We start from the raw sequence: 15,835 nt of genomic DNA on the forward strand, positions 1-15,835 counted from the left end.
GTAACATAATATGGTTTTTGTATACTAACTTGTCATACATTCTTAAACCAATCCAAAAAATGAAAAATTATAGTCTAAGTCTATTCCTTTTACTTTTTACAATAAGTATACATGCGCAAACTGATAAGCGCTTAAAAGGCATTGAAAAACAGTTTAACTCTATACTCGAAAGTACAAAAGCTCCAGGATTTGCAGTAGCTATTGTAGAAGGAGATAAAGTAATATACGCCAAAGGTTTTGGCTATAGCGATTATGAAAATAAAATCCCTGCTAATGCCAATACATTATATGCTATTGGTTCTTCTACAAAAGCATTTACTTCTTCTTTATTAGGATTGTTGCGTGAAGATAAAGAGCTTTCATTTAATGATAGTCCAAGACAATATGTCCCAGATTTAGAGTTTTTTAATGATGAGATGAATAATGGTATTATCATTAAAGATTTAATGCGTCATACTACAGGTTTGCCAAGACATGATGGTGCATGGTATTTCTTTCCAAACAAAAATAAAGACAGTTTAGCTGCAAGATTAAAGCATCATGAGCCATTTACAGGCGTTAGACAGAAATGGTATTATAACAACTTTGGGTTTTTGCTTCAAGGTGTTATTACTGAAAAGATTACTGGCAAATCATGGGAAGAAAATATAGAAGAGAAATTCTTTAAGCCTCTTGGCATGGATCGCTCTAAGACAATGATTTCTGGCATGAAAGAAAGCTCTAACGCTGCTGTAGGTTATACACTAGATGAAAATCGTAATATCGAGAAAATGGACTATTACGATATATCTGGGATGTCTCCAGCAGGGAGTATAAATAGTAGCGTTAATGATATGACTAAATGGTTGATCACTTGGATAAACAATGGAAAGTATAACGATGCGCAAATTATCCCAGAAAATTATATAAAAGAAGCGATGAGTTCTCAAGCTGTAGTCGCAAGCGCAAGACCTAGTGAAGAATTGCCAGGAGTGCATTTTGCAAATTATGGTTACGGTTGGTTTTTACATTCTTACAAAGGACATTATATGGTAGAACATGGTGGTAATATTGATGGCTTTTCTGCGAGTGTTGGTTTCTACCCATCCGATAAATTAGGAGTTGTTGTGCTGACCAATCAAAATGGTTCTGCGGTACCAAGATTAGTTAGAAATACAGTTGCAGATTATATGCTAAAAGTAGAAAAAACAGAATGGGCAAAAAAGCATAAAGAAGATATAGCTAAAGCTATTGAAGCGCAAGAGAAAGTTAATGAAGACAAAGAGCTTTCTAATGTGAAAAACACAAGACCATCTCATGCTAAATTAGACTATACTGGGTTCTATGAAAATAAAGGATACGGTAAGTTTGAAATAAAACTGGAAAATGATTCATTAGTAACGACTTTGAATAATAAACGTCAATATATCCATCATTTTCACTATGATACATTTGAAGTGATAGATTACTCTGATGGTAAGGTAGATTCAACAGCAATTGGCAACTCTTTAAAGGTTAATTTCAAGACTAATGAAGCAGGTGATATAGAATCATTATCAACGTCTATTGAGCCAACTACCGATGCAATTGTTTTTAAGCGTACACCAAACACTATAGAATTAGATGCTGAAACCTTGGCAAAATATGTTGGCAAATATGATTTAGCAGGTACAGAAATTAAGATCTATATTAAAAATGAAAATGTACTTTATGCTTTCTTGAAAGGACAACCAGAATACGAACTTGTGCCAACTGCTGAGCATAAATTTAATCTTAAGATTCTTGACGGTTATAAAGTTGAATTTATTGAAACGGATGGAAAAATTACAGATGTAAAATTCATTCAACCAAATGGTGTGTTTAAAGCAACAAAAAAAGAATAATTAAATATTTTTATAACAAATATTGGGCTAGATAATTAGATTTATCTAGTCTATTATTTTTCCATCTACCATAGTAAGTTTCCTGTCAGCCATAGCAGCTAATTCTTGGTTATGAGTAACAATAACAAAAGTTTGTTTAAATTCTTCTCGGAGTTTAAAGAATAGTTTATGAAGCTGTTCTGCAGATTCGCTGTCTAAATTTCCAGAAGGTTCATCAGCAAATATAATTTTAGGATTGTTAATGAGAGCTCTAGCAACTGCTACACGCTGTTGCTCACCACCAGACATAGCATTAGGTTTATGATGTATGCGTTCACTTAAACCTAAATAGGAGAGTAGCTCTTTTGCGCGTTTTTCGGCTTCAGCTTTTGGGGTTCTATTTATAAAAGCAGGTATACAGACATTTTCTAAAGCTGTGAATTCTGGCAATAGTTGATGAAACTGAAAAATAAATCCAATATTGGTATTTCTAAATTGAGCTAAGGCCTTATCATTAAGTTGATGTATTGCTGTATCGTTGATTATAAGTTGTGTATCATCTTTGTAATCAGGTTTATCTAAGGTCCCAAGAATTTGTAATAATGTTGTTTTACCTGCCCCAGAAGCACCAACAATAGATATAATTTCACTTTCTGCAATAGTTATATCTACACCTTTTAAAACTTGTAGTTCTTTATAAGCTTTAAAAATTTGCTTAGCTGAAATGATAGATTTTGAATGCGTCACTAATTATTGATATGAGTTGTAATTATAACCGTCAATATAAGAATTATCTATCATTGCGTTACGTCTTAATGCCTCATTATGCATTTGTGTTTGTAAGCCAAGAGTTTTAGCGTTGTTATTTTTTTTCTTGAAAATACCTTTAATACTATTATAATCAATAAAATACTGTAATCTTACAGACAGAATGTGATTAATGTCTTGATCAAATAAATCGCCTAAGCTTTCAAAATAATTGTCCTCAGAATTTGTTCCAGCATTGAATAATTGATTTCTATACAATGCCGTTAAAAAACTTCCAGGTCCAACTTGCCATGTGTAATTTAAATCTAAGTTCCATGTATTAAAATTTACATTAGAATTACCTAAACCTAGCTCATCCCATGTATTGGCTTGCTCAACTAGTGTACCATCTTCTTGTAAGAAATAAGGTCTGTCATCGTAAGTCACAGTAGACCAGAAGTTTCTTAAGGTTAAGGATACTGTATGAAAAGGATTAAACGTATAGCTTCCAGACAAAGAATTTTCTATTGTGATAATGTCTCTTTCTCCAAAAATGATTTCATTAGGAAGGCTGTTAGAATTATTTGCAAAGCCTTGACTCCCTTTGTTGTTTTGATAAGAATAGTCAAATCCCAACCTAAATTTATCACTTACTCTCAGCGCTGGCGATATATTAAATCTATACCCAAAAAGGTCTCTTTCGCTATCAAAGGCATGAAAGGTATTTGCTCCTAGACCTATCGAAAAGAATTTATTGTCATTTGTATTTATATCAGCCCTAATAAAACCAATGTTTTCAAAAACAAAAAAACGTTTATTCTCAAAATCTCTTGGCTCAAAAAAATCAAACTGCTTGCCAGGTTCAAAATTTATACTACCTCTTAATCTTAGTAATTTCTTGGTCTGCGCATTTACAAAGACACCAAAATTAGTCCCTGAAAACTCACTTGGCTTATATAAACGTCTGTAGTTAACAAAGAAATTGGCAAAGAAACTATTTAACTTTTCAGTTGGTTCAAATATTCTGTAATTAATGTCAATCCCAAAATTATTGAAGTTGTTTCTAAAATTTAGGCCAATATCATTTATATCAAATTTGTCATTAGAAAAGCTATGATCAAAACTATACCTGAACTTTCCATGAGATTTACCAATTCTAAAAAATGAATTAAATCCAAACTCACCATCTAAATCAAACTCTGTCTGACTAACTTTAAGGTCAGTTCTGATGTTATATGTATTGCGTTTGTTGTTAATATTTGCAACTAATGCACCTGAATACGCATCTCTAAACTCTGATCCATTACGCCAAACACTAGTGTTTACAATGCCTATAGAAGAGTTGCCATTAAACTGTTGGTCAATTACAAATATATTATAGTTGGTTAGTGGTTCTATAATCTCATTTCTGCTTTCGTCTGTAACAGTATTAGTAACAACAGCTTCTGTTTTTTCGGTTACTGCATTAAAAATGCCAATGCCTAATCCGTTTTCATTTCTGCCAGATATTTTTAAAGCATTAAGCACTTTAACATTGTCTGGGACATTACTTACGCTTTCTTCATCAGTAGTATCAATACTCCCTCTAGGAGCTGCTCCAATCCTTCTAGAGAAGAATAAATTACCTTTATTAAATAAATCTACACCTTCAGTAAAAAATTGCCGCTGTTCTCCAAAAGTTTGTTCAAAAGGGCCTAGATTTAGTACCAAATTGTCGAAGCCTGCTTGACTAAAGTCAGGAATTAAGGTGGCGTCTAAAGTGATGTTTTCTGTGATGCCATATTTTACATCCATACCAAGCTTATATGTTGGTTTATCAAAGTTGTTAAAAACTGTAGACGCAAACGGATAAAGATTGAGTCTAACTGGTGGTTCAATGTCTTTTATTCCTTTAAGCTCTCCATGGTATAAGCCAATATTTCCTTTTGTTCTGTCTAACGGATTCCATGTGTATTGGGTATTATTTACCTGAAATCGTCTATGAAATTGTAACCCCCATGTTTCCACATCTTTTGAAAAACGTAACGTTCTGTAGGGTATTTTCATCTCAACAATCCATCCATCGTCTACAATTTTTACTGCACTATCCCAAACAGCACTCCATCCAAAGTCTTCTCCGTTATTTGGGTTAGCTATTGCATCAGCTTGCGTTCCAGAACTAAAAACAAAAAATTCTGTATCGTTTTGAGCATCATTATTTGGATTAAGAACAACTAGAAAGAAGTCTGATTGACCAAAATTATCACGACTTGTTAGTTGTCTTTGTATCTCTTCAGGTTTATCGTATAAATAAGCGGAAACATATATAGCATTATCATCATAAGCCATTTTTACCACAGTTTTTTGGTAATCAAGAGGATTTACACCCATTTCAGGTCTAAATTGCGTAAAATCTGTAGCTATATCAGCGTTTTTCCAAACGATATCATCTAAAACACCGTCTATTTTTGGAGCTGTGTTTGTCCGTTTTATATCAAGTGTTTTCTTAACATCGGGATTGATGTTAATCTCTTGTGAATTAGCAAAACAACATGTGATGATAAATAATAATGATAGGGTAGAACGTATGTTCATAATTGATTGACTGATGATAGTTAGTAATGTATAAAAGATGCAATTATTATGCGATTGTTACATCTTAACATCACAAATCTACATTCTCATTATATGCATGGCTCTTAATTAATAGTTAAAAAGATTTATGAACTGTGAAAATCTTAACATATCTAGATTTTTCATAAAATCATTAATAACAATCATTAATGATTAGAAAATGCTACATAATATATAACGACCTCATTAGCTGCCAGTATTGCTTTTATTGAAAATAGATTTTATACCATTAAAGTCAATAAAGTATTGTAGTCTTAGTGAGAGTTGGTGTAATGCAGGTTGCTGAAATAGATTGTCCAAACTTGAAGAAAAAGTGTCAAAAGCATTATCATTTACATTAAATAATTGGTTACGATAAAGCGCAGTTAAGAAACTTCCAGGTGCAAATTGCCAAGAATAGCTTAAATCTACATTCCAAGTACTGAAGTTTACATTTGGGTCATCACTAACATTGTCTAAGTTAAAACCAGATTCTGTAGTTAACCTACCCGTATCAAGTAAGGTAAAAAGGTCATAATCATAATCTACTGTATCCCAATTGTGTCTAAAATTAAGTGTTAATGTATGTAAAGGATTAAAAGTGTAATTCGCAGTAATGGTATTAGTTAATCGCCTTCTATCTCGTTCTCCAAATATAGTTTCATCATTCTCTCTTGTTGCAAAACCACGCTCTCCTTTACGTTTACTATAATCTATACTATAAACCAAAAGGAAATGGTCATTAAAACGATAACGAGGTTCAAGCTCTAGATTTATCGATGTAAAATCTCTGCCATTTTCAAAGATAGCTGCTGCAGAAGCACGAATATCATATGCGAAAGGTTTGTTATAATTTGTAGATATAAAACCTCCAATACGCGCAAAATTTTCAAAAATAAACGGGCGTCCATCTCGAGATTCAAAATAATTGTATTGTTTTCCTGGTCGTGCTCTAAAATTAAAGCCATAGGCATCTAGTGTTCTTTTAGCAATAGCAAAATAATTTATACCAGTACTTAAACCTGTAAAAGTATTAGGATTAGCTAAGCGCTCGTAATTAATAAATCCGTTGATTCTATAGCGATTTAACTTTTCTGTAGGTTCAAAAATTTCGTAGGACCAATCAGCACCAAAGTTATTAAGATTGTTTCTTAGATTAAGACCTAAATCATTAATATTATATTTTGTATCAGCAAAACTGTGATCAAAACTATAGCGAAAATTACCGTGAGTTTTTCCTATAAAAAAGAAACTGCTAAATCCTGTTTCTGCTGGATCATTTTGAAAGTTGACATGGCTTAAACGCGCTTCTGTATCAATGCGAAATGTATTTCTCTTATTCTGAAAATTACTTACCAAAGCAGTCGCATTTGCATCTCTAAAACCACCTTCTCTTAAAACATTTGTATTTATTATACTTATTGAAGAATTACCATTATACTGTTGGTCTATAGCTAGTACATTGTAATTAGTAAGAGGTTCTACAACCTCTTCTCTTAAAATGGCATCGTTATCATCATCATTAGTTACAGTAGCAGATGTTTTTTCTGTAATAGCATTTAGTATTCCAATACCTAATCCACTCTTTGTTCGTCCAGAGACTTTTATTGCATTAAGAACTTTGGTTGTGTTAGGTCTATTAAGCGATTCATTTTCAGCTAAATCTACTTGCCCAACAGGAGCATTGCCTATTCGTCTAGAAAAGAATAAGCCACCTTTTGAAAATAAATCTACACCTTCAGTAAAAAACTGACGCTGTTCTGCAAAAGTTTGTTCAAAAGGGCCAAGGTTGAGTTCTAAGTTATCAAAACCAACTTGACTAAAATCTGGTACTAAAGTAGCATCTAGTGTAAAATTGTCAGTAATACCATATTTTAAATCCATTCCAAAGTTTAAATCTGTCTCTTTCTCACCATCAAAAGAACTGGCTATACCGGTAGTGAATGGGTATAAGTTAAGTCTTACTGGAGGTTTAATGTTTTTTAAACCTTTTAACTCACCATGGTAAAGTCCAGGATTACCTTGAGTCGGGTCTAGTGCATTCCAAGTATATCTTGCTCGTGTACGTCTAAATTCTCTATGAAATTGAATACCCCATGTTGGTTCTTCTTCGTCTGCAAAACGCAATGCACGATAAGGTATTTTCATTTCTACAGACCAACCGTCGTCATTGATTTTTACAGCACTATCCCATACAGCATTCCACCCAAAATCTTCTCCAATGGTAGGGTTAACTATAGCATCTGCTTGAGTACCCGAACTAAATACAAAAAATGTGGTATCATTTTGAGCATCATTATTAGGGTTTATTACTACTAGAAAAAAATCTGATTGACCAAAATCATCTCTGTTGGTAAATTGACGCATTATAAGCTCTGGGTCATCATAAAGATACGCAGAGATGTATATGGCTTGATTGTCATAAGTCATTCTAACTTCTGTACGCTCATTATTTTTTGCTTTTAATCCAATCTCAGGTTGAAAAGAAATAAAGTCAGTGGCTATTTCTGCATTTTTCCATGCTTCATCATTGAGTATACCATCAATTTTTGGGGCTATAGCTGTTCGCTCAATCTTAAGTGTTTTCTTTTCTTGGGAAATAGAAAATACGCTCAAAAATACAGTAAATACAATGGTTAAAACTAGACGCAAGATTGATGCTATTATTTAAATTTTAAGTCGCACAAAATTACATTCTCACTTTTGCTTTCGCTCTTAATTAAAAGTTAAAAATGACGCTGTGAGTTTTGAAAAGATATCAGCAAAAATTTGGAATACTTATTGCATATTTTTATTGATTAATACTAAATATTTTAAATGAGGAAATATCCAAAATTACTTTTAAGCCTTTTGTTAGATGCAATGGGTTATATATCTTTTATAATTCCTGGTATTGGCGAGTTTTCAGATATTATCTGGGCACCACTTTCTGGTTTTATTATGACAAAATTGTATAAAGGCAAAACAGGAAAAATCGCTGGTGTAATCGCTTTTTTAGAGGAGACATTTCCTTTTAGTGATGTAATACCCACTTTTACTATTATGTGGATTTATGCATATGTCTTAAAAAAGAAATAAAAAAGGCTACTTGGTAAAAGTAGCCTTAATATTTATAATTGTGTTTCTATTTAGTTAATAGAAACATTTGTAAAAGTGATATTAAAATCTTCTTCACCACCTGTAGCTGAACCAAGATTGTTGTTTGCAGCTTCATCAACAGCGGTTGCTTCGTGAACTAAAGTAATGCTTAAGTTACCTGTACTTGCAGCACCTGCAACCCAAGTAGTGTTAACACCAATCTTGTTTCCGTCTAAACCAACTACGTCATTAGCATCTCTGGTCATAGTAAAATTAAGAGTGTTTAATCCATAAACAAAGAAGTGCTCGTCTGCCTCTGGGATAACGTCATCGTTTAATAAGTCATCAACATCGTTAGGGTCAGATGCATCTGTAGCAGCTAATGTTAAAGTGTAAGTTTCACCAGACACAAAAGCGCCAGTAACAGTGTTAGAGGTAGCACCACCACCACCTTGGCCGTTTGGCTGAATATCTTCCATAACCACAGTGGCATTTGCACCATTTGATGGTGTAAAAGTCAGTGTTACATTAGTAAAGAGTTCTGTAGGATTAACTGGTGCTGGATTGTCATCATCATCAGAACATGATATGATAAGCGTAAGGCAAAAAATTGCCACGATAAATAATTTACTTGTTTTCATAGAATTTAAATTTAAAAAATTGGTTTTCATTGTTTTAATTTTTTGATTTGTTCGAATTTATTTGATTTATTTTAATAATTAAGTTGTAATTGTAAAGTAAAATTTCTTCCAATGTCGTCTGCAAAAAAACGCAAGCCATTCAAATAGTTTCTATATGAGGCATTGAATATATTATTTACGCCAAAAGCTACATTTAAGGACGTTTTACCTTTAAAATTAAATGTAGCATCACTATAAAAATGCAGTAAATGATAGGCTGGAGGAGGCGAACTTATATCTATTGTAAATTCTTCTCCGGTTAGCTGATTTGTTACTTGGTAATTAAAGTCTGGGAATTCATTCTGTTCAAAAACCCATTCCGATTTTAAACTTGCAGAAAAATTATTCCACTTTTCATTATAGTATCGTATTTGATTTGTAGTATTGAACGGCGGAATATCTATCAACGGTAAATCCGTTTTTAAGTCATTACCTTTAATAAATGCAGACTTGTGTTGGTACTGAAAATTTGGTGTCACATCGTATGTTGCATTGATGTCAATACCAAAAAGTTCAGCATTGGTTTGCTCGTATATCCAAACTGCAAAATAGCCTCGTGTGCTTAAATCACTATTATCTGGTCTTAAGAATATATAGTCATTAACTCTGTTGTAAAATACTTCAGCTAAGAAGTTAAATTTGGAGTTGGTGTAATTATAGCTTGCAGATATTCTATTCGCTATTTCTTTATTGAATCTAATGTCGCCAATTTCAAATCTCGCTAATGCATGATGCAATCCATCACTAAATAATTCTGATGCATTTGGTGGGCGACTTGCATGACTAAAATTCAACATGACTTTATTATTATCATCAATGCTATACTTGCCTCCAATAGATGCTGAAAAATTGTGATAATTGAATATAGGATTTGCTAATAATTCAGGCAAGCTAAAATCTATTGTTCCTTCTTGGACCTCACCACTTAGAACAGACCCAACAATTATATCGTTAAAATCTATATCGTAACCACTATCTAACCATCTTGAAGTACGGTAAAACTTCTTAGCATCTATTCGATTAAAATCATAACGTATACCCGCATCAACAATCAAATCATCATCTATTAACCATTCTGTGGTGGCATAAACACCAAAGTCATATTTGTCATAATCTGGAATAATACGTCTTACACCAGTATCAGGGTCTGCAAAATTATTCTGATAGCGACCTAATAACCCCAAGTTGTATTTTCGGTCTAAGTTGGAATCTAAATTTACATCAGCCAATATACTATGCGTTTGTAAAATTAAATCTACTGCTGGGATATTTCTGCGCTCACCAACTCTGACATCAAATTCTTGGCGCCTATTATTTTGATAATCGTACTGCAAACTAACTTTTCCAAAATTCTGAAAGCGTTTATAATAATTAACCTTTGCTAAATGATGTGTTACACCCTGTTTTGGTACATTAATGTCATATGTAAAATCCTCTATTCTAAGTGGTCTTCCAGCATTTATAGCACGTTCAAAATCTAATAGATTTCCAATATGTGCTGCCCTAAGGATTCCTATTTCGTTGTTGAGAAAACTGTAATACATTTCAAAGCCAGATTCAAACGTCTTCTTTCCAAATCGAGTTGAAATCCCTAAAGATTCCAATCCGGTATTAGATAAAATGTAATCAGGAGCCTGGAAATCACCACTTCTTCGGTAAGATCCTTGCACATGGCCAAACCAACCAGAACTATAGTTTTTATTTAGATTCGACGCAATATTGTATCCACGTCCATTTGTTTGACCGCCAAATATTGTACGTCCATAAAGCGTGTCCTTAACTATAATCCGGCTTGGTTTTACAACTACTACACCACCAATAGCATCTCCTCCGTACCTCAAAGCTCCAGAGCCTTTAATTACTGTGAGTTGATTTGCAGCATTTATATCAATATTTGGTGCATGTTCTACTCCCCATTCTTGGTCTTGAAGACGTACACCATTATTCATAATAAGAATTCTACTGCTATGTAATCCGTTTATCACAGGCTTTACAATAGAATTTCCTGTCTTTATAGATGACACTCCAGAGATTTCCTCCAAAGCGTCGCCAATACTTAAATTATTGTATCGTCTCAATGTTTTAGAATCTATTGTAGCTTCTTGAGCTGTACTAGTTTCTCGTTTAGTAGCGTCTGCTTTTACCGATACTTCTCCAAGTTCTTCTATATGATGTTCTAGGGCAATAGGTTTAAATGTATCGCCGGTTATATCATAGGATACAGTTTTAGTTTCGCAACTAATGTGAGATATAACGAGAGTTAATTGTCCTTTACAAAGGTTTTTTATCTTGAATTTTCCATCAGCATCAGACGTTGTGTATTTATCTAAGTTTTTTATATACACAGTTGCACCTATGATAGGTGTTTTGTCATGGTAGTCACTAACTTCTCCAAGAAAAACATGGTTACAGTCTTGAGCAACTGTAAAAAACGTTGTGAACAAAGAAATAAGCAAAATGATTTGCTTCATATAAGATATGGTAAAATGAATGATTATAAAAAGTAAACGCTGTCTATTGTATAGTGCGAAAGACTTGTATATTTAAGCTAGCTAATTTGTGTAAAACTAGATTAAACTAGGAGGTCCTCTAAGAGAGAATTGAAGTTTTTGGTAATCGCTAATAAAATTGTATTGCGAGTTTATTCTTTTAGTGAAATATTGCTGAACAAGTATTTCATTGTATTCAAACTCATAATTATATTGCGATGTAAGTTTGAATTTGCATAAGTTGCAATCGATATCTAATTCATGAAAGTGCGATGTTGATTTACCATCACAGATTTCATGTTTATGATTTTCGTTACTATGAGATAGTTTTATTAAAGTAGGCGCGAGTATGGCTAATACTAATGTAATAGCTAGTATTCTATAGATACTATTTTGAATGCTCAACTTCAATTTACAAATTTTCCTAATCCAAAGCGTTTCAACATTTTCTTTTCAAACTCCCAGAAAAATCTGAACTGTCCAAAAAGAAAACCGAAAAACACCAATAATATTTGATAAAAAACGAGCCCAATGATAATAAATAATATCCAATAGATAAAGACATTTAGGTTTTCTTTTGTAATTCCTAAAAGCTTTATCACTGGTCTTCCTACAAACATTGAAGAGCTACCAGTAATGGCAAAGACTATGAAAACACGTATCATTTCCCATTTCTGATCAAGAATCCACTTGTTTTCTAACTTTTTAAATAAAAATAATGTAAACCTCAGTAGTATAAAAAACAAAGCTACAGCAAGCAAAACTTTGGCGATAACTCCAAATTTACTAATTACAGCATTTGATATTTTATATGATGTGTAGGCTAAAGCAATAATTCCTATAAGAGGAAACAACAATTGCCAATCTTGAGTAATCTCCCAACGTTTTTTAAATTTTTCCATAGTATTAAAAACGTTGCAAATTTACATTAAATTCTAACGACAAAAGGCCCTAATTTTTGCTTATATCTTAATTGGAAGTATATGAAGTAATTATACAGTTTATAATTAATCTCATAGCCATAATCTTCTGAATTGTTATAATCTATCCTTAGTTCATATAAATTTGGGTCAAACTGAAAAGGTTGATTTACTCTTAAGTTCCAATTAGTAACATATATATGATTTCTTGTTTCTAAAAAACTTTGTGAGTAATAGTGTCTTGGTCTAGCTGTGCTAGCCAACCAGGCATTAAAACCAGGCTCTATAATAATAATTTCATAGGAATTTTCTTCACTGTCTATAACTACAGTATCATTAGCAACAAGACTTTCTTCACGTTCTTCACTAACAGGTTTTGGGCTATCAACAGATTTACAGCTAGTGGCTATTACTAAAAAGAGTAGAAATGAAATCAACTTTTTCATAACATAAAGATATTAAATATTGAATTTGTTTGAGAATTTTGATTTGTATTTAACACTTCAAATAACCATATAGATATATAATCTTAAAAACCAAAATACGTAACTTAATCATTTTGTCGAGTAAACTCTTGATATTGATGAGTAACAAAAAAGCAGCTAAAAAGCTGCTCTTAATATATCCAAAATTTTAAGGTTATTATCTGCCGAACAATCCACCTAGCAATCCGCCAAGACCACCTTTTTTCTTACTTCCACCACCAAGTACCATTCCTGCTACATCATCTACGATACTTCCGTCTCCATCAGCATCTAAGACTTGTTCTAAAAAACCTTGTTCTTTTGTTCTAGGTCCAGAATTACTTGCACCTCCTAGTAGACCACCAAGTAAGCTACCTAAATCACTTTGAGAGCTAACATTGTTTTGACGTGACTGCTTACCCAAAACACCCATAAGAATTGGAGCAGCAACTTTTAAAATATTTCCAACAGATCCAGCATCAAGACCTGCCTTTTGTCCTATGACCTGCTGCACACCTTCTTGTTTTTGACCAAGAATGTGTCCCAAAATTTTTGAGCCGTCAGTTTTCACTTCTTCGTTTACACCACCTCCAAATAGGCCGCTTAAGTTATCTAAAATGCTACCGTCATGTTTACCATTTAGAGCACCCATTAGTCCTTGCGCCCCTTCTGGAGTTGAAGCATTGCGCTCCATCGCTTTCATTAAAACAGGCAATGCCATTGTTAATACGCTACTTGTTTTTCCTTGATCTGTGTTTGTAGAACCAGAAACACCACTGATAATTGTTTTTCCTAAATCGCTATTGAGTAAGTCTAAAATTCCTGACATGTTTTTTATAGTATTAATTAATAATTAGAGTAACAATGTACGAAAAAAGTCTCAATGAAAATTGAGACTTTAATACGAAATAAATTATCCTATTTGTTATTTAAGTATACTGACAATTTGCGAAGCCAATTCTGTACCAATTCTATCTTGAGCTTCATTGGTTGCAGCACCTGTATGTGGTGTTAATGATAATGCAGGATTCATTAATAACTGAATTTCAGGCTGTGGTTCTTTTTCAAAAACATCTAAGGCAGCTCTAGCAACTTTTCCGCTTTCTATAGCTCTTACAAGAGCAACTTCATTAATAACACCACCACGAGCAGCATTAGCTATAATAACCCCATCTTTCATTTGCTTAAATTCTGCTTCATCAATTACATATTCTTTTTGAGCTGGAACGTGAAGTGTTAAGAAATCGGCTTGTTTTAAAACGGCTTCCTTAGTAACTGTTTTTATATTGAAGTTTACTTTCTGTCCATCAAAAAATTCTAATTCTAAGTCTGCAGCATCCATGTAAGGATCAAAAGCGACAACGTTCATTCCTGCACCAATAGCAACTTTTGCTGTTGCTTGTCCTATACGACCAAAGCCTAAAACGCCCAGAGTCTTTCCTTTAAGCTCAATTCCTTTTGCATAAGACTTTTTTAAAGCCTTAAATTTTGAATCACCTTCTAGAGGCATATCGCGATTAGAGTTATGTAAAAAACGTGCTAAACCATAAAAATGCCCAAATACTAATTCTGCAACAGAATGAGACGATGCGGCAGGTGTGTTTATAACATGTAATCCTTTACTACGAGCATAATCGACATCGATATTGTCCATACCAACGCCGCCACGACCAATAATTTTTAGGCTAGGGCAGTTGTCTATAATATTTTTACGAACTGTGGTCGCACTTCTAACCAATAGAACAGCGATTTCTTTTTCATTGATGTAATTCTCTAACTGTTCTTGCGCAACAGTTGTAGTTAAGACTTCAAAACCAGCAGCTTCTAAAGCGTCTATTCCGCTTTGCGAAACACCATCGTTTGCTAATACCTTCATTTTTAATTTATTTTTTAAGCTTTACTTTCTAATTCACTCATTACTTCAACCAACACTTTTACGCTATCTAAAGTCAATGCATTATACATTGAGGCTCTATAACCACCAACACTTCTATGTCCATTTAGACCATTAATACCTGCTTCTTTTACCATGGCATCAAAGGTTTCTTTGAGGTTTTCATTTTCTAATGTAAAGGTTGCATTCATGAGCGAACGGTCTTCTTTAACAGAATAGCCTTTAAACAATGGATTCAAATCTATTTCAGAATACATTAAGCGTGCTTTTTTTTCATTTTCTTCTTCAATTGCTTTAATACCTCCTAAATCTTTTAACCATTGCATAGTTAACATAGACGTATATACGGCAAATACAGGCGGTGTATTAAACATACTACCTTTACTTATGTGCACTTTGTAATCCATCATTGATGGAATTTTGCGCGAAACTTTACCTAAAATATCTTCTTTAACTATCACTAGAGTAGTACCAGCTGGTCCCATGTTTTTTTGTGCACCAGCGTAGATTAAATCAAATTTTGAAAAATCTAGAGTCCTTGAAAAAATATCACTACTCATATCACAAACCATAGGGATAGGTGAGTCAGGGAATTTCTTCATCTGCGTACCAAAAATAGTGTTGTTAGATGTGCAGTGGAAATAATCGTAGTCTTCAGGAATGTCATAACCTTTAGGAATGTAATTAAAACCTGCAGTTTTTGAAGAACCAACTTCGTAGATATCGTCGTATATTTTTGCTTCCTTAATCGCCTTATCAGACCAAGTTCCTGTATTTAGGTAACCAGCTCTTTTCTCTAAAAGATTAAGTGCTACCATTAAGAATTGCGAACTTGCACCACCTTGTAGAAATAAAGCCTTATAACCTTTACCTTCTAAGCCCAAAAGCTCTAATGCTAGAGAACGTGCTTGCTCCATAACATCAACAAAAGGTTTACTACGATGCGAAATTTCTATTAACGATAAGCCATTATCAAAGTCTAAAAGTGCTTCTGAAGCCTTTTTTATTACTGATTTTGGAAGTACGCAAGGACCTGCGCTAAAGTTGTGTTTTTTAATCATGGTTTTAATTTTTGACCGTTACAAAGGTGGCGATTATATGATTATTTTCCATTAAGAAAATGATAATTT

13 protein-coding genes are annotated in these 15,835 nt (G+C 33.2%); 2 read left to right on the forward strand and 11 right to left on the reverse strand.

Translation table 11 applies throughout. The features are described from left to right. Nucleotides 1–59 precede the first annotated feature (59 nt). Nucleotides 60–1,862, forward strand: a complete 1,803-nt coding sequence (locus tag IEV10_RS08520) for a serine hydrolase (protein WP_188374293.1) — start codon at nt 60–62, stop codon at nt 1,860–1,862. 45 nt (nt 1,863–1,907) lie between these two features. On the opposite strand, the gene IEV10_RS08525 is transcribed toward IEV10_RS08520, so the two are convergent. The 3 genes from IEV10_RS08525 to IEV10_RS08535 form a co-directional block, all read right to left on the reverse strand. Further along, nucleotides 1,908–2,570: an ABC transporter ATP-binding protein gene (locus IEV10_RS08525; RefSeq protein ID WP_188374661.1), complete on the reverse strand. Its 663-nt coding sequence runs from the start codon at nt 2,568–2,570 to the stop codon at nt 1,908–1,910. 21 nt (nt 2,571–2,591) lie between these two features. After that, nucleotides 2,592–5,162: a DUF5916 domain-containing protein gene (locus tag IEV10_RS08530; protein WP_188374294.1), complete on the reverse strand. Its 2,571-nt coding sequence runs from the start codon at nt 5,160–5,162 to the stop codon at nt 2,592–2,594. Nucleotides 5,163–5,387: 225 nt separating this feature from the next. Further along, nucleotides 5,388–7,796 (reverse strand): DUF5916 domain-containing protein, encoded by a 2,409-nt coding sequence (locus tag IEV10_RS08535; protein WP_229719667.1) that lies wholly within the window; start codon nt 7,794–7,796, stop codon nt 5,388–5,390. 201 nt (nt 7,797–7,997) lie between these two features. Here IEV10_RS08535 and IEV10_RS08540 point away from each other — a divergent pair, with 201 nt between their 5' ends. Further along, the gene (locus tag IEV10_RS08540) at nt 7,998–8,258 is read left to right on the forward strand and encodes a hypothetical protein (RefSeq protein WP_188374296.1); all 261 of its coding nucleotides are present in this window, start codon (nt 7,998–8,000) and stop codon (nt 8,256–8,258) included. A gap of 50 nt (nt 8,259–8,308) precedes the next feature. Here the strand turns inward: IEV10_RS08540 and IEV10_RS08545 are convergent, their stop codons facing one another. The 8 genes from IEV10_RS08545 to serC all read right to left on the reverse strand — a co-directional run bounded on the left by IEV10_RS08545 (nt 8,309) and on the right by serC (nt 15,763). Beyond that, nucleotides 8,309–8,899, reverse strand: a complete 591-nt coding sequence (locus IEV10_RS08545; protein ID WP_188374297.1) for a hypothetical protein — start codon at nt 8,897–8,899, stop codon at nt 8,309–8,311. Nucleotides 8,900–8,970: 71 nt separating this feature from the next. Then, nucleotides 8,971–11,409, reverse strand: coding sequence for a TonB-dependent receptor (locus IEV10_RS08550; protein WP_188374298.1), 2,439 nt, complete (start codon nt 11,407–11,409; stop codon nt 8,971–8,973). A 96-nt stretch (nt 11,410–11,505) separates the two neighbouring features. Next, nucleotides 11,506–11,838, reverse strand: coding sequence for a hypothetical protein (locus IEV10_RS08555; RefSeq protein ID WP_188374299.1), 333 nt, complete (start codon nt 11,836–11,838; stop codon nt 11,506–11,508). Then, nucleotides 11,835–12,329 (reverse strand): DUF6787 family protein, encoded by a 495-nt coding sequence (locus IEV10_RS08560; RefSeq protein WP_188374300.1) that lies wholly within the window; start codon nt 12,327–12,329, stop codon nt 11,835–11,837. Before IEV10_RS08560 ends, IEV10_RS08555 begins: the two co-directional genes overlap by 4 nt. A gap of 26 nt (nt 12,330–12,355) precedes the next feature. After that, nucleotides 12,356–12,793: a DUF6146 family protein gene (locus IEV10_RS08565; RefSeq protein WP_188374301.1), complete on the reverse strand. Its 438-nt coding sequence runs from the start codon at nt 12,791–12,793 to the stop codon at nt 12,356–12,358. Between the two features lie 196 nt (nt 12,794–12,989). Continuing rightward, nucleotides 12,990–13,640, reverse strand: a complete 651-nt coding sequence (locus IEV10_RS08570; RefSeq protein WP_188374302.1) for a DUF937 domain-containing protein — start codon at nt 13,638–13,640, stop codon at nt 12,990–12,992. 96 nt (nt 13,641–13,736) lie between these two features. Beyond that, nucleotides 13,737–14,687 (reverse strand): D-2-hydroxyacid dehydrogenase, encoded by a 951-nt coding sequence (locus IEV10_RS08575; protein WP_188374303.1) that lies wholly within the window; start codon nt 14,685–14,687, stop codon nt 13,737–13,739. Nucleotides 14,688–14,701: 14 nt separating this feature from the next. Next, nucleotides 14,702–15,763, reverse strand: a complete 1,062-nt coding sequence (gene serC / locus IEV10_RS08580) for a 3-phosphoserine/phosphohydroxythreonine transaminase (RefSeq protein ID WP_188374662.1) — start codon at nt 15,761–15,763, stop codon at nt 14,702–14,704. Between the last annotated feature and the right edge of the window lie 72 nt (nt 15,764–15,835).

Source organism: Winogradskyella haliclonae (assembly GCF_014635865.1).
GTDB classification, from domain to species: domain Bacteria; phylum Bacteroidota; class Bacteroidia; order Flavobacteriales; family Flavobacteriaceae; genus Winogradskyella; species Winogradskyella haliclonae.